General features: G+C 71.2%; 15 protein-coding genes. 6 read left to right on the top strand and 9 right to left on the bottom strand.

Going from position 1 to position 14,704, the window contains the following annotated elements; all coding sequences use genetic code 11:
- Positions 1-9 precede the first annotated feature (9 nt).
- Positions 10-1,302, top strand: coding sequence for a DUF58 domain-containing protein (locus tag ABEA24_RS44385; RefSeq protein ID WP_345440138.1), 1,293 nt, complete (start codon positions 10-12; stop codon positions 1,300-1,302).
- A 15-nt stretch (positions 1,303-1,317) separates the two neighbouring features.
- Here ABEA24_RS44385 and ABEA24_RS44380 read toward each other — a convergent pair whose 3' ends face one another.
- Positions 1,318-2,316 carry a stage II sporulation protein M gene (locus ABEA24_RS44380; RefSeq protein ID WP_345440135.1) on the bottom strand — a complete coding sequence of 333 codons (999 nt, stop codon included), beginning with the start codon at positions 2,314-2,316 and terminating at the stop codon, positions 1,318-1,320.
- Between the two features lie 68 nt (positions 2,317-2,384).
- Here ABEA24_RS44380 and ABEA24_RS44375 point away from each other — a divergent pair, with 68 nt between their 5' ends.
- Entirely contained in the window at positions 2,385-3,341 is a 957-nt protein-coding gene (locus tag ABEA24_RS44375) for an RDD family protein (RefSeq protein WP_345440132.1), read from the top strand.
- 241 nt (positions 3,342-3,582) lie between these two features.
- Here ABEA24_RS44375 and ABEA24_RS44370 read toward each other — a convergent pair whose 3' ends face one another.
- The 3 genes from ABEA24_RS44370 to ABEA24_RS44360 all read right to left on the bottom strand — a co-directional run bounded on the left by ABEA24_RS44370 (position 3,583) and on the right by ABEA24_RS44360 (position 4,890).
- Positions 3,583-4,008 carry a hypothetical protein gene (locus ABEA24_RS44370; protein ID WP_345440129.1) on the bottom strand — a complete coding sequence of 142 codons (426 nt, stop codon included), beginning with the start codon at positions 4,006-4,008 and terminating at the stop codon, positions 3,583-3,585.
- Positions 4,009-4,031: 23 nt separating this feature from the next.
- Positions 4,032-4,592: a hypothetical protein gene (locus ABEA24_RS44365; RefSeq protein ID WP_345440126.1), complete on the bottom strand. Its 561-nt coding sequence runs from the start codon at positions 4,590-4,592 to the stop codon at positions 4,032-4,034.
- A gap of 91 nt (positions 4,593-4,683) precedes the next feature.
- Positions 4,684-4,890 carry a hypothetical protein gene (locus ABEA24_RS44360; protein WP_345440123.1) on the bottom strand — a complete coding sequence of 69 codons (207 nt, stop codon included), beginning with the start codon at positions 4,888-4,890 and terminating at the stop codon, positions 4,684-4,686.
- Positions 4,891-4,901: 11 nt separating this feature from the next.
- On the opposite strand from ABEA24_RS44360, the gene ABEA24_RS44355 reads away from it, so the two are divergent.
- Positions 4,902-5,390: a hypothetical protein gene (locus ABEA24_RS44355; RefSeq protein ID WP_345440120.1), complete on the top strand. Its 489-nt coding sequence runs from the start codon at positions 4,902-4,904 to the stop codon at positions 5,388-5,390.
- A gap of 15 nt (positions 5,391-5,405) precedes the next feature.
- Here ABEA24_RS44355 and ABEA24_RS44350 read toward each other — a convergent pair whose 3' ends face one another.
- From ABEA24_RS44350 to ahcY (ABEA24_RS44340), 3 genes are all read right to left on the bottom strand, one after another.
- Entirely contained in the window at positions 5,406-6,155 is a 750-nt protein-coding gene (locus tag ABEA24_RS44350; protein WP_345440117.1) for an SDR family oxidoreductase, read from the bottom strand.
- Positions 6,156-6,319: 164 nt separating this feature from the next.
- Entirely contained in the window at positions 6,320-7,573 is a 1,254-nt protein-coding gene (ahcY, locus tag ABEA24_RS44345) for an adenosylhomocysteinase (protein WP_345440115.1), read from the bottom strand.
- Between the two features lie 12 nt (positions 7,574-7,585).
- Positions 7,586-9,013, bottom strand: a complete 1,428-nt coding sequence (gene ahcY / locus ABEA24_RS44340; RefSeq protein ID WP_345440112.1) for an adenosylhomocysteinase — start codon at positions 9,011-9,013, stop codon at positions 7,586-7,588.
- A gap of 107 nt (positions 9,014-9,120) precedes the next feature.
- On the opposite strand from ahcY (ABEA24_RS44340), the gene ABEA24_RS44335 reads away from it, so the two are divergent.
- The 3 genes from ABEA24_RS44335 to ABEA24_RS44325 all read left to right on the top strand — a co-directional run bounded on the left by ABEA24_RS44335 (position 9,121) and on the right by ABEA24_RS44325 (position 12,057).
- Positions 9,121-9,459, top strand: a complete 339-nt coding sequence (locus ABEA24_RS44335; RefSeq protein WP_345440109.1) for a MerR family DNA-binding transcriptional regulator — start codon at positions 9,121-9,123, stop codon at positions 9,457-9,459.
- 421 nt (positions 9,460-9,880) lie between these two features.
- Entirely contained in the window at positions 9,881-11,389 is a 1,509-nt protein-coding gene (locus tag ABEA24_RS44330) for a sensor histidine kinase (RefSeq protein WP_345440106.1), read from the top strand.
- A complete protein-coding gene (locus tag ABEA24_RS44325) occupies positions 11,386-12,057 on the top strand; it encodes a response regulator (protein ID WP_345440103.1) in 672 nt (223 codons plus the stop codon). Before ABEA24_RS44330 ends, ABEA24_RS44325 begins: the two co-directional genes overlap by 4 nt.
- A 30-nt stretch (positions 12,058-12,087) precedes the next feature.
- Here the strand turns inward: ABEA24_RS44325 and ABEA24_RS44320 are convergent, their stop codons facing one another.
- Positions 12,088-12,819 carry a hypothetical protein gene (locus ABEA24_RS44320; protein ID WP_345440101.1) on the bottom strand — a complete coding sequence of 244 codons (732 nt, stop codon included), beginning with the start codon at positions 12,817-12,819 and terminating at the stop codon, positions 12,088-12,090.
- A complete protein-coding gene (locus ABEA24_RS44315) occupies positions 12,819-14,660 on the bottom strand; it encodes a WD40 repeat domain-containing serine/threonine protein kinase (protein ID WP_345440099.1) in 1,842 nt (613 codons plus the stop codon). Before ABEA24_RS44315 ends, ABEA24_RS44320 begins: the two co-directional genes overlap by 1 nt.
- Positions 14,661-14,704 lie beyond the last annotated feature (44 nt).

The raw sequence follows: 14,704 nt of genomic DNA, 5'->3' as shown, positions 1-14,704 counted from the left end.
GAGCGAGGCATGGCGCTGACCGGGCGCACGGGGCTGCTGGCCGTCCTCGGCGCGGTCGTCCTCGTGCTCGTTCCGAGCTGGTGGACGCTGCTCGCCGTCGACGGCGCGCTGGTCGCGCTCGTCGTCGCCGATCTGGTGCTGGCGGGCAACGTACGGCGCCTGCGCCTGCACCGCGCCGGCGAGACCAACGTACGTCTCGGCGAGGAGACCACCGTCGCCCTGATCGTCGAGAACCCCGGCCCCCGGCGGCTCCGGGGCCGGCTGCGCGACGCCTGGCCGCCCAGCGCCGGTGCCTCGCCCCGTACGGTCGCCGTGACCATCCCGCCGGGCGAACGCCGCCGCGTCGAGACCCGCCTCGTCCCCACGCGCCGGGGCGACCGCTCGGCCGTCGCCGTCACCGTGCGGTCGTACGGCCCCCTGGGGCTGGCGGCCCGTCAGCTGAACCGGCGCGCGCCATGGACGGTCCGGGTCCTGCCCGCGTTCCCCTCCCGCCGCCACCTGCCCGCCAAACTGGCGCGGCTGCGGGAGCTCACCGGCCAGCACGTCGCGCTGATCCGCGGCCAGGGCACCGAGTTCGACTCGCTCCGGGAGTACGTCGACGGCGACGACGTCCGCTCGATCGACTGGCGGGCGACCGCGCGCCGCAGCGACGTCGTCGTCCGCACCTGGCGGCCCGAACGGGACCGGCGGATCTACCTCGTGCTCGACACCGGCCGTACCGCCGCCGGGCGCGTCGGCGACATCCCCCGCCTCGACTGCTCGATGGACGCCGCGCTGCTGCTCGGCGCGCTGGCCTCCCGGGCCGGAGACCGCGTCGACCTGCTCGCGTACGACCGGAGGGTCCGCGCGCGGGTCGAGGGCGCCGCCCGCACCGAAGTGCTGACCGCGATGGTGCGCGCCATGGCGCCGCTGGAGCCGGAGCTGATCGAGGCCGACGCGGCGGGCATGGTCTCGGCGCTGCTCTCCCGGGTCCGGCAGCGGTGCCTCGTGGTACTGCTGACCGACCTCAACGCCACCGCGATCGAGGAGGGCCTGCTGCCACTGCTGCCCCAGCTGACCGCCAAGCACCTCGTCCTGGTCGCCGCGGTGAGCGATCCGCGCGTGACCGAGATGGCGACGGCCCGCGGCGATGCCGCGGCCGTCTACGACGCCGCCGCGGCCGAACGCGCCCGCGCCGAACGCCGCCGCGTCACCACCGAACTCCGCAAGTACGGCGTCGAGGTCGTCGACGCTCCCCCGGACGAGATCGCCCCCGCCCTCGCCGACGCCTACCTCTCCCTCAAGGCCGCCGGCCGCCTCTGAGCTGAACGGCGTCGGTCAGGCGGCGATCGGGGCGGCGTCGGGGACCAGCTCCGCGTCGCCGATCTCGCCCTCCTTGGCGGCGCGGCGGCCGAAGACGATGACGTACGCCAGGAAGGCCGTCTCGGCTACGACGCCGATGGCGATGCGCAGCCAGGTGACGTGCACGTGGCCGGTGACGAAGCCCTCGATCGCGCCGGAGACGGCGAGCACGCCGATCAGGCCGATCGCGATGCTCATCGCCGCGCGGCCCTCCTCGGCGAGCGCCTGCCCTCGCCGGCGGGGGCCCGGGTCGATGATCGTCCAGCCGAGCCGCAGGCCCGCGGCCGACGCGAGGTACACGGCCGTCAGCTCCAGCAGGCCGTGCGGCAGGATCAGGCCGAAGAAGATCGCACCCTTGCCATGGGCGAACATCAGCCCCGCGGAGACACCGAGGTTGAGCTGGTTGCCCCACAGCACGAGGACGGTCGGTATGCCGAGCAGGATGCCGAAGATCAGCGCCTGCGCGGAGACCCAGGCGTTGTTGACCCACACCTGGAACGCGAACGCCCCGGCGGCGTGATCGGTGTAGTAGTTGGCGAAGTCGTGGTCGACCAACTGCTTGATCTGGTCCGGGGACAGCAGCGACGTCTGCACCTGCGGGTTGCGCGCGACCCAGATGGCGAGCACCAGCGACACGATGTTGGACAGCACCGCCGATCCCAGCCACCACCAGCGCATCCGGTAGGCCGTCACGGGGAACGACACGGTGAGGAAGCGGGCTGCGTCCCGCCACATCGGCGCCTGCGCGCCCGTCACCGCCGCCCGGCCCCGCGCCACCAGACCCGACAGCCGGCCGACCAGCGCGGGCTCCGGCGAACTGGAGCGCACCACGGACAGGTGGGTGGCCGCCCGCTGATAGAGCTCGACCAGTTCGTCGATCTCCGCGCCGCTCAGCTTGCGCGTGCCACGGTTGACGAGCTGCTCGAGGCGCCGCCATTCGGCGTTGTGCGCGGCTACGAAGGCGTCGACGTCCACAACCCGGCAGACTACCGTTCACGGGAGTTCTCCCGGCTTGACTGAACAGCCCGATTGGAAGGGGCAGCGTGCCCGAACTCGTCACCGGTGAGGCCGTCGCGCTCGACATCCGGGTCGCGCGGCTGGCCAGCCGCGCGCTCGCCCTGTTCATCGACGTGCTGCTGCAGCTCATGGTGCTCTACTTCTGCATGATCTTCGTGGGGCTGTCGGCACGCGTGTCGGACTCCGCGGTCACGATCGGCCTGGCGCTCCTCATGATCGTCGGCGTGCTGGTCGGCTACCCGACGATCACGGAGACGCTCACCCGCGGCCGTACGCTCGGCAAGCTCGCCCTGGGGCTGCGGGTGGTCGCGGACGACGGCGGGCCTGAGCGCTTCCGTCAGGCCCTGGTACGGGCGCTGGCCGGGTTCCTGGAGTTCTGGACGTTGTTCGGCTCTCCGGCGCTCATCGCGTCTCTCGTGAGCCCGCGCGGGAAACGGCTCGGCGACATCTTCGCGGGCACGATCGTCATCCAGGACCGAGTGCCGGTGAACGTCATGCTGGGCCCGGTCGCGATCATGCCGCCGCAGCTCGCCCCCTGGGCGAACTCCCTGGAGCTGTCCCGGCTGCCGGACGGCATCGCCATGGCGGCACGGCAGTACCTCACGCGGTTCTGGGAGCTCGCCCCGCGCGTCCGCGACGAGATGGGGCGGCGGCTCGCCGACGAGGCCCTCGGCTATGTCAGCCCGCCACCGCCGTCGGGACACCGGCCGGAGATCGTCCTGTCCGCAGTGCTCGCCGAGCGCCGCCACCGCGAGGAACGCCGGCTGGCCGAGCGCGCCGCCCGGCGGGCCGCGATCGCCCGGCGCGGCCTGCCGCTCGCGGTCAGCGTCCCGCCCGGCCCCGCACAGCCGGCGGTGATCCCGGTGGGCGGACCGCCGCCACCGCCGCCGTCGTACGGTGGCGGCCCCATGCCCATGCCGGAATGGCTCGGCGGTGCTCCGAACACCACGAACCCGCCGACGTTCCTCCCGCCCGGGGGCTGAGGTTCACGCGTGCCTGCCGCCTCCCGCCCGCAAGGCGAGGTTCGCAGGCTTACCGCCCACCCGCCCGCGGGCCGAAGTTCACGCCGGCTTACCGCCTCTCGCGTGCGAGCCGAGGCTCACCCCCGGCTCGCCGCCTCCCGCCGGCGAGGCGAGGTTCACAGGTCTACCGCCCAGCCGCCCGCGGGGCGAGGTTCACGGGCTTACCGCCGACCCGCCCGCGGGCCGAGGCTCGGACAAGCGTTCAGCGCACGGTGACGCGGACCGACGGAGACGGCCCGTAGATCTCGTGCTTCTGGTGGCGCAGGCCGACGCCCACGGCGCGGAACGCGTACCGGCCACGGTCGAGCAGGCGGGCGTCGAATCGGAAGTCGGCGGTCCAGCCGTCGGCGTGGTACGGCATGACACACTTGCCCACCTGCCGCCAGTGCTTGTCAGTGCCCCGGACCTCCAGGCAGAACCGCGCCTTCCGCAGCCCGGCGTCATCACCGGCCACCCCCGCGAAACGCAGGGTCTGACCAGTGTGGATCACTTTGTGCGCCGTGTTGAGGGTCACATTGGACTTCGCCATCGCGGAGCCCCCCGACGCCACGACCAGCCCGCCGCTCAGGAGACCCACGACCCCGGCGCCGACCACCACATGCTTCATGATCTCTATGACATCGGACATGCCCCGAAGGTTGTCAGAGATTCTTAGAAAAAATTCGGCGGATCCTCAAGATTGACGAGTTCGATACCCGGGGCCGCCACGGCCACGTCCCCGGCCAGGTGGATCTCTGATACCTCGCCGGTCTCCAGGTCGGTGATCTCGTAGCGTTCGACCGGGACGCGTTCGCCGTCCGCGTCGTGCCAGGCGATCTCGGCGAGGGACCAGCGCTGCGGCACCGTACGGACCGCGAGGGCCGGGGCCGTCACGAGCAGGATCCGCACGTCGACACGCTCGCCCTCGGCCAGGCGCAGCGACCGGGCCACCGCGACGAGCAGGCCCGGCGACTCGCCCAGGAAGCCGGTGGCGCGCGCGGTGTGCTCCCGCCCCGCGGTCACCCACAGCAGCTCCGCGCCGACGGCGCCGCCGCGCAGGACGTGCTCGCCGGCGGTCACCTGAAGTCTGGCGGGCCGCCAGAGGCTGTCGACGACCAACTCGATCGTGCCGCCGTCGGACCGCTCGGCGGAGTAGCGCCAGCCACCGCCGTCCGGAGCGCAAGAGAACCGCTCCTCGACGCCGGGCTCGTGGATGTACGTTCCGCGCGGCACGCCCCGAATCTACGCGAGGGAGACACCACCGACCGCCAGTGGGCGAAGGAGAGTGGGGCCGTGCCAGGGCGTCGGCGGGCGACGGCACGGGCTACCAGCGGAACTGCTCGTTCTCGGCGTTGATCTGCTTCGCCGCGACCGGGTCAAGCCGACGACGGCGTTCCATCTGCGCGGCCGTCGGCCGATGCGGCGGAGGCGGCCATACGGCCCGGTCGGGCTCGCCGAGCCGGACGTCCTTCCGGGGAGCGAACCTCTGATGGTGGATGTCCGTCAAAGCGGGCCAGGACCAGCTACGCACCTGGAGGGTTCATGTTTCCGCTCGTTCGCACGCGCCGGTTTGCCTTCGCAGCCGTCGCCGCCGTCGGGGTCGGTGCGTTCGGGGCCATCGCCCTGTTGACTGCGCGCGTCTTCAACAACGGCGACAACGGGGATCCGGATCCTCAAGCCAACAGTACGATCGCAGTCTGCTCGGACGTGCCGATCCACGCGTGGTACACCGTGAACATCGGGACCGAGACCCAGCCCGATAACAGGAAAGTCGACGGCGAACTGGAGGCCACCGGTCACGGCCTTGACCCGTTCGACAAGGACGGGCGCCGGCGCTGCGTGGAGCTCGGGTCGGCCTTCGGGTCCCAGGTGGCCTTCAGAGCGCCAGGTCTGAACGACGGGCAGCGGTTCTCGGTGACCGCGCTGGCCGATCACGAGCATTTTCTGGTCGTCCGCTTTACCAAAAACGCCGACGATACGGTCATCGGGACCCGCCAACCGGTCGGTGTGCCTGCGTCCTACGTTCCATGATCCATGGAACACGGCCTAGTCGATCGTGTGGCCGCCGTTGACGGTGATGCGTTCTCCGGTGATGAAGGCGGCCGCGTCGGAGGCGAGGAAGGAGACCGTGGCGGCGACGTCGTCGGGCGTTCCCATCCGGCCGAGAGGGACATCGGCCCGGTAGGCGCTCACGTCGTCGGCGGAGGCGCCGGCGTGCCGCTCGACGGGGATCCAGCCCGGGGCGACGAGGTTCACCGTGATGCCGGACGGGCCCAGCTCCCGCGCCCAGGAGCGGGTCAGTCCGATCTGGGCGCCCTTGGCCGCGACGTAGGCGGACATGCCGGGCAGGGCGCGTTCGAAGATGTCGGAGCCGATCTGGATGACCCGGCCGCCCCCTCCGGCCTTCATCCCGGGGAGGACGGCCTGCAGCAGCAATGTGGGGCTCTTGACGAAGAACCGCAGCTGGTCGAGGTGCGCCTCCCAGGTCAGATCCTCCACCGCGACCGCCGGCTGTGGGCCGGTCGCGTTGACGACCAGGACGGTGATCGGGCCGAGCCCGTCGGTCACCGCCGCGACCAGATCGGCCACCGCGGCCTCGTCGGTGACGTCGGCGGCGAACGCCTCGGCACGGCCGCCCGCGGCGCGGATGTCCTCGACCACTCGCCGGGCCTGGTCCGCTCCGGAGCGGAATCCGACGGCCACGGGCCGGCCGTCGGCGGCCAGGCGCCGCGCGATGACCGCGCCCAGTCCGCGGGACGCTCCGGTGACGAGCGCGACGCCCTCTTCCACGGCCACAGGCCCTCCCTCGGCTGCTGATCTCCGGTGCGGCACCGACGATATCGGCGGGCCCTGGCCGTAGGCGGCCGCCGGGTCATTCGGGGTCGCCCTACCCGGCGACGTCGTCGGAATCGCGTGCCGGCCGGAGGCGCTCACACCCTCCTGAGCGCCTGCCGGTCCCGTCAGGAGCCCTGCCGCCAGGAGGACAGGTACTCCTCCTGCGTGGGGGTGAGCGCGTCGATCTCGACGTCCATGGAGGCGAGCTTCAGGCGGGCGACCTCGGTGTCGATCGCCTTGGGCACGTCGTACACGCCGGGGGTGAGGTCCTGGCCGGCGATCCACTCGCAGGTGAGGGCCTGGTCGGCGAAGGACATGTCCATGACGGCCGCCGGGTGCCCCTCCGCCGCCGCGAGGTTGACGAGGCGTCCCTCGGCGAGCAGGACGAGCCTGCGGCCGTCGGCGAGGACGTACTCGTCGGTCTGGGGGCGTACGCCGCGCTTGATGTCCACGGCGAGGTCGGCGAGCGCCCGTACGTCGATCTCGACGTCGAAGTGGCCGGAGTTGGCGAGGATCGCGCCGTCCTTCATCCGGGCGAGGTGCTCGGCGCGGATGACGTCCCGGTTGCCGGTGACGGTGATGAAGACGTCGCCGTGCTCGGCGGCCTGTTCCATCGTCTGGACGCGGAAGCCCTGCAGGGCGGCGTCGAGCGCCTTGACCGGGTCGATCTCGGTGACGACGACCCGTCCGCCCATGCCGCGGGCGCGTTCGGACAGGCCCCGGCCGCAGTACCCGAAGCCGGCGATGACGATCGTCTTGCCGGCCAGCAGGGTGTTCGTGGCGCGGACGATCCCGTCGAGCGTCGACTGGCCGGTGCCGTACCGGTTGTCGAACATGTGCTTGGTGTCGGTGTCGTTGACCGCGACCATGGGGAAGCGCAGCGCGTCCTCGCGGGCCATCTGGTGCAGCCGGATGACGCCGGTGGTGGTCTCCTCGCAGCCGCCGCGTACACCGTCGACCAGGTCGAGGCGTTCGGTGTGCAGGATGTTGACCAGGTCGCAGCCGTCGTCCAGGACGAGCTCGGGGCCGATCTCGAGAGCCTGGTGGATGTGCCGGTAGTAGCCCTCGCGGTCGACGCCCTGCCGGGCGAAGACGGCGGCGCCGTACTCCCGCACGAGCGCGGCGGCGGTGTCGTCCTGGGTGGACAGGGGGTTCGAGGCGGCGAGGGCCACCTGGGCGCCCCCGGTCTGGAGCGTGCGGATGAGGTTCGCGGTCTCGGTGGTGACGTGCATGCACGCCGCGATCCGCAGGCCGTCCAGGGGGCGTTCGGCGGCGAACCGTTCCCGGATGCGCCGCAGCACGGGCATGGACCGGTCCGCCCACTCGATGCGCCGGACCCCGGACTCGGCGAGCCCGGGGTCCGCGATGTCGTACGTCACGACGAAATGGCCTCAGTACCGGTAGTGCTCAGGCTTGTACGGGCCCTCGACGTCGACGCCGATGTAGGCGGCCTGCTCCTTGGTGAGCTCGGTCAGCTTGACGCCGAGCGCGTCCAGGTGCAGGCGGGCGACCTTCTCGTCGAGGTGCTTGGGCAGGGTGTACACGCCGATCGGGTAGTTCTCGGTGCGGGTGAACAGCTCGATCTGCGCGATCACCTGGTTGGTGAAGGAGTTCGACATCACGAAGCTCGGGTGGCCGGTGGCGCAGCCGAGGTTCATCAGCCGGCCCTCGGCGAGCACGATGATGGTCTTGCCGTCGGGGAAGGCCCAGGTGTGGACCTGCGGCTTGACCTCTTCCTTCACGATGCCCTGGATCTTCGCCAGGCCGGCCATGTCGATCTCGTTGTCGAAGTGGCCGATGTTGGAGACGATCGCCTGGTGCTTCATCCGCTCCATGTGGTCGGCGCGGATGATGTTGAAGTTGCCGGTCGTCGTGACGAAGATGTCGGCGATGTCGACGACGTCCTCGAGCGTGGTGACCTGGAAGCCGTCCATGGCGGCCTGCAGCGCGCAGATCGGGTCGATCTCGGTGACGATGACGCGGGCGCCCTGGCCGCGCAGGGCGTCGGCGCAGCCCTTGCCGACGTCGCCGTAGCCGCAGACGACGGCGACCTTGCCGCCGATCAGCACGTCGGTGGCGCGGTTGAGGCCGTCGATGACGCTGTGGCGGCAGCCGTACTTGTTGTCGAACTTCGACTTGGTGACGGAGTCGTTGACGTTGATCGCCGGGAACAGCAGCGTGTCGGCCTTGTGCATCTCGTAGAGACGGTGCACGCCGGTCGTGGTCTCCTCGGTGACGCCCTTGATGCGCTCGGCGATCGCGGTCCACCGGCCGGAGCCGTCGACCGTACGGTGGAGGAGGTCGAGGATGACCTTCCACTCCTCCGGGTCCTCCTCGGCGGCGGAGGGCACGGCGCCGGCCTTCTCGTACTCGGCGCCCTTGTGGACGAGCAGGGTCGCGTCGCCGCCGTCGTCGAGGATCATGTTCGGGCCGTCACCGCCGGGCCAGGCGAGCGCCTGCTCGGTGCACCACCAGTACTCCTCCAGCGTCTCGCCCTTCCAGGCGAACACCGGGACACCCTGCGGGTCCTCCGCGGTGCCGTTCGGGCCGACGACGACCGCGGCGGCCGCGTGGTCCTGGGTCGAGAAGATGTTGCAGCTCACCCAGCGGACCTCGGCACCGAGCGCGACCAGCGTCTCGATCAGCACGGCCGTCTGGATCGTCATGTGCAGCGAGCCCATGATCTTCGCGCCGCGCAGCGGCTGGGACTCGGCGTACTCCTCACGGACCGCCATGAGACCCGGCATCTCGTGCTCGGCGAGCTGGATCTCCTTGCGGCCGAACGCCGCCAGCGACAGATCGGCGACCTTGTAGTCCATGGTTGATGTGCTCCCTGGGATCGGTGTCACCGCGAGTCTAGGCGGGGCCGCTCGAGGATCGCACGGTCCGGGCGCGGTATCTGACACTGATTTGTCAGAATGGGGCCATGCGTATCACGGAGGCCGCCCAGCGGCTCGGCACGTCCCCCCGCATGCTCCGCTACCGCGAGACCCTCGGCCTCCTTCCGCCGACCCGGGAACGCCAGGGCCATCGCCGGTTCGGGGACGCCGAGCTGCGGGCCGTCGCGCTGGCCCTGGCCCTGGAGAAGAGGTACGACATCAGCCCCGCGGAGCTGGCATTCGGGTTGCGCGTGCTGGCCGATCCGGAGGTACGGGCGGACGTCCGGGAGCTCGGCGAGCGCGTCGGACGGCTGTCGGCGCCTCCGGCGCGGGCGCTGGACTTCGAGAAGGAGAAGGCGTTGCGCCTCCTGCGCGGCCGACCGTGAGACCGGCGGGCGGCGTCATGGCCGGCGGGCCACGCGAGGGCCACGAGATGTGGCCCTCGCCGAGGAGGCCGGATCGGGGTCTTCCCCAGCCCATGGTCACCCCGACCTGGCCGTCCACGGGACATACCCGCGGGAGACCCGGACGGCACCACGGCCACCTCGGCGAGGGACGATCGGTCGCGCCACCCGAACCCCCGAGATCCGGATGGCCCGACCCGGACACCGGCGACCTCGGACCCCCTAGTACGAGAGCGCCGGTGCCTCGTCACACTGCAAAGGTACGCCGCGGATCACGCCCGGTCGTCCCCCGCAAGGATGGGCTCGGAATCGTCCCAGAGGTGGACATCGGGGTCCTCCGGGCCCACAAGGAATCGCTCTGCGCGGCGACGCGGGAACGCCCGAGAACAGGTGATGATAAAGAGTGACCAGCGACAAGCCTGACTTTCTCCACGAGGCCGGACCGGCGGCGTGGCGCGTGGCCGCGCAGGTCGTGACCGCGGTGGGTCAGGTCCTTCTGTGGATCCTCACCGGAATCGGCCGCCTGCTCCGTCCGATCACGAGCCGCCTCGTCGCCTCCCTGTACGGCAGGAGCACGCCTCCCGCCACTCCTCCGCCTTACGGTGGACCACCGCCGTACGCCACGCCGGACGGCACACTCCTGCAGCGGCAGCCGCCGCCGAACCCGGCCGGCCCGCCACCTCCGGCGGCCCGGCAGCCCCGGACGCCGCCGGTGCTGCGCTGGGTGCACGCCTGGCGCCGGTTCGCGGAGTCGTGGGCGTACGGGCCGGTGACCGGCGCGATCCTCGCCGTGGCGGCCCTGATCGAACTGCCCCTGCACCACCTTCAGGTGGTGAGCCTGCCGGGGGCGTTCGCGCTGGCGGCCACGCTGCCGCTGATGTTCCGCCGGGAGTCGCTGCGCCCGGCGTCGGCGATCGTGCTCGGCGCGCTCGCCGCGAGCCTGCTGTCCGGGCAGCAGGTCCTGATGACCACGGCGTTCGCCGGGCTGTACACCCTGTTCCTCCTCGCGCAGCAGCTGCCCCGTCCGTCGACGGGCGTGCTCGGCGTGTGCAGCGTCGTCGGCGTGGGCGTGGTGTACCTCGCCTCCAGCAGTCTCGACGACATCCCCTGGCTCGCCGGGTTCACGGCGGTCATCGCCGCGATCGGGCTGGGCGACGCCCGCCGTACGGTGGAGACCGCCGAGGCCAGCGTGGACGAGGAGCGGGAGCGCAGCAGCGAGACCCTGACCCGGCTCAACGTCGCGGAGCGCGAGCAGGCGATCCTGCGCGAGCGTGCCCGGATCGCCCGTGAGCTGCACGACGTCGTCGCGCACTCGGTCTCGATGATCGCCGTGCAGGCGGAGACCGCCCCGTACACCATGCGGAGCCTGTCGCCCGAGGCGAAGAAGGGCTTCGGGGAGATCGCCGGGGCGGCCCGGGAGGCCCTGGAGGAGATGCGCCGGCTCCTCACCGTGCTGCGCGCCGAGCCCGGCGCGGAGCCGGAGGTGACCCCGCAGCCGCGGCTCGACCGGCTCGGCGAGCTGATCGACTCGCACCGTGGCGCGGGCGGCGAGGCCCGCCTGACGGTGCGCGGCAGCGCCCGCCCGTTGTCGACGACGGTGGAGCTGTCGGCGTACCGGATCGTGCAGGAGGCCCTGACGAACGCCAGGCGGCACGCTCCGGGGTCGCGGGTCGACGTCGAGCTCGAGTACCAGGGCGACCGGCTGGCCGTCCGCGTGAGCGACGACGGCGCGACGGTCCCGCCCACGACGACGGTGAACGCCGACGGCCGGACCAGGGTCATGGGCCACGGTCTCGTGGGGATGCGGGAGCGGGCGACGATGCTGGGCGGCCGGTTCGCCGCGGGCCCGCGCCCGGAAGGGGGATTCGCCGTGCAGGCGGACCTTCCGGTAGGCAAGAATCGGAGTTCATGATCCGAGTAGTGATCGTCGACGACCAGACGATCGTGCGTGCCGGTTTCGCCGCGCTTCTCGCCGCCCAACCGGACATCGACGTCGTCGGGCAGTGCGGTGACGGCCGGGAGGCCGTGCGCCTCGCCGAGGCCCACCGGCCCGACGTCGTGCTGATGGACATCCGGATGCCGAAGATGGACGGTATCGACGCCACGAAGCGCATCCTCGCCGACCCCGCCAACGGATCGACGCGCGTGCTGATGCTGACCACCTTCGACGTCGACGAATACGTCTACGAGGCGCTGTCCGCCGGGGCGAGCGGTTTCCTGCTGAAGGACTCGACCGCCGACGACCTGGTGGCCGCGGTGCGCGTGGTGGCCCGGGGCGACGCGCTGCTGGCCCCGCAGGTCACGGGCCGGCTGATCCGGGAGTTCGCGCGCCAGCGGCGGGATCAGCCGAAGCCGGCGCCGGCGTTGGCCACGCTGACCGCCCGGGAGACCGAGGTCCTCCAGCTGATCGCCGGCGGCCTGTCCAACGCCGAGATCGCCGCCCGCCTCGTGGTCAGCGAGCACACGGTCAAGACGCACGTCGCCCGGGTCTTCACCAAGCTCGGCCTGCGCGACCGCGCCCAGGCCGTCGTCCTCGCCTACGAGTCCGGCCTGGTCACCCCGGGCGGTTCGGCCGAGTAGGGCTACGCGGAAAACGGGCGCTGCACAATGTCAGCGGATCGCGTCGAGGACGTCGTGGGCGGCGGCCGTCGCGGCGGCTTCGGTGTATTGCGGAGAGGCGGGAGTCCGCTTCATGAAGTTGGGATCGCCGGGATCGGTCGATGACTTGTTCGACGCCCCATAGTCGATCAGGATGAAGGCGTTCCGCCATCTGACGAGGAGTTTGGCAAGAGCCTTGTCGCCGTCGTCGTTGATCAAGTTGATCATGAACGCCTCGTCGCCCAGTCCCGCGAGCGGGTGCGCGCCGGTGACCCTGGCATATTCCTTCTCGTTGAGGAAGCTGTGCCGGTTGTCGAGGAGGAATTGGTGTGCGGCGGATTCGGCTCGCTTGGCCGAGCGGCCGGATGCGGGCAGGTAGGCGTCGATGGAGACCATGAAGTCACCCTGCTGTCCCGTCGGGGTCACGCCATAACCTGTGCAGAGGCCTTGGCGATGGAGCACATCGACCTGGAACGAGGTGCCCTCAATGCAGTGCGCTGGGGCAGCGTATTTCGAAAGCGTCGCCGGTTTGAGCATTTCGGACACCTTGCCCAAGCGGGTGATCTCGGTGGGCCGATGGTCGCCGGAGGCGACGACGACCGCGACGACGGCACCGGTGGCCAGCACCGCTGCCCCGGCCATCGCCGCGACCAGCCAGGGCCACTTCTTGCGTCGCCTGGGTTCGGGCGGTGGCGGGATGTACGGCGGGTACTGCGGGGCCTGTCCCGGTGGGAATCCTGCCATCAGGTGGCCTTCCAGAGTTGAACGCCGCCCTGCGCGCCGTAGACGGAGGTCGCAAGGGTCTTTCCGTCGGGACTGAACACGACCGGATGGTTCGCGTTGGCGAAATTCCGGACCGTGCGTTGGGTGGCCAGATCCCAGAGTCGGACCGTGCTGGTGCCGGGCGCCTGGTTGGCGCTGGCCAGAGTTTTCCCGTCCGGGCTGAACGCGACCGAATAGACCATGCCAGGGCCGCTGAACTGGACCTCGTGGCCGAGTTGGGCGGTGATCCGGCGGCCGGCCACATCACACACTTCGATGTTGCCGGTGATGTCGCCGATGGCCACGGTCTTGCCGTCCAGGCTGAACGCCATCGAGTTGGCACGGACCCATTTGAGAATGGCGAGAGTGCGGCCGGAAGCGACATGCAGCAGCACGCTGTCGTTGTTGTTGCCGTAGGCCGCTATCTTGCCGTCCGGACCGAATGCCGCCGCGTGGACATTCTGGATCTTGCTGGGGAGTTCGCGGTCATGGCCGGTGGCCAGATCCGTGAAACGGATGTCCTTCGCGCCGCCGTTCGTGAAGAGGGTCTTGCCGTCCGGGCTGAACGCCAACGCGGAGACGTCGTCCTCATAGCCTTCGAGAGTGCCCGTGGTGCGGCCGGTGGCCACGTCCCAGAGCAGGACCTTCTTCTCCTCGGCCCGGGCCAGCGTCTTGAGGTCCGGGCTGAAGAGCACAGGCTGAACGAAGCGGGGCACGCTGATGCGTGTGACGTGGGTGTTGCGGCCCGTTGCCACGTCCCAGAGCCAGATCGAGCCGTCCGAACTGGCGGCGGCAAGAGTCCGCCCGTCGCGGCTGAACGCCAGAGCGTCGGGTGAGTCAGGACCTGGCAGCGTGACGGGGTCGCCCGTCTTTTTGGAGGCGTTCGCGGCGGGGACGCCGCGGGCCGGGCTCCGCCGCTTGGACGACGGCCAGAGCGTGATCGCGGGGATGCCGGCCACTACGGCCGCGCCCCCGACGACCGAGGCCGCCAGGAGCGCACGGCGCTGAATCGGAACCGGCGGTGACGCGGCAGTGAGCCGTGCCAGGACGTCGGAGACCGTGGGCCGGTCCGCGGGGTTCTTGGCCAGGCAGGCGTCGATCAGTTGCCGGAGGTCACCCGTCATCCCGTCGAGGCGAGGCGGGTCGTTGATGATGCGGTGCACGATCGCGGGGATCGTTCCAGCGTCGAAGGGGCCATGACCGGTGGCCGCGTAGGTCAGCACGCATCCCAGCGAGAACACGTCGCTCGCCGGACCGGCCCGGTCCGCGCGCACCTGCTCAGGGGACATGAACGCGAACGTCCCCACCACCACGCCGGTGGAGGTCAGGGAAGTGGCGTCGGCATGCCGGGCGATTCCGAAGTCGATGATCCGCGGCCCGTCCTCCGCCATGATCACGTTGCTGGGCTTGAGGTCCCGATGCACCAGGCCGCAGCCGTGGATCGCCCCCAAGCCCTCGGACAGCCCCGCGCCCACGGCCCGCACCGCATCCGGGCCGAGGGGACCGCCCTCGGTCACCAACTCCAGCAACGACGGACCTTCCACGAACGCCGTCACCAGCCAGGGCGGGTCGGCCTCGGGATCGGCGTCGACCACCTGCGCGGTGTGGAACCCTCCCACGCGCCGGGCCGCCTCGACCTCCCGCGCGAACCGAGCCCGGAACCTCGCGTCGCCGGCATGCTCCGGCCGGATCGTCTTCACCGCGACCTTGCGCCCCGCGGGCGAGACACCGGCGAAGACCTGTCCCATGCCGCCCTCGCCCAGCCGCCCCGTCAGCTGGTAGGGACCGACCTGCCCGGGATCACCCGGCTGCAAGGGCTCCATCTGCACCACCACACGTTGACGCGGACGCCGACGGCCCCGTTCAA

This window comes from Actinoallomurus vinaceus (genome assembly GCF_039542055.1).
Lineage (GTDB): Bacteria > Actinomycetota > Actinomycetes > Streptosporangiales > Streptosporangiaceae > Actinoallomurus > Actinoallomurus vinaceus.
Note: the sequence above shows the minus strand (reverse complement) of the source record. Positions and strands in the feature narration are given on the sequence as shown.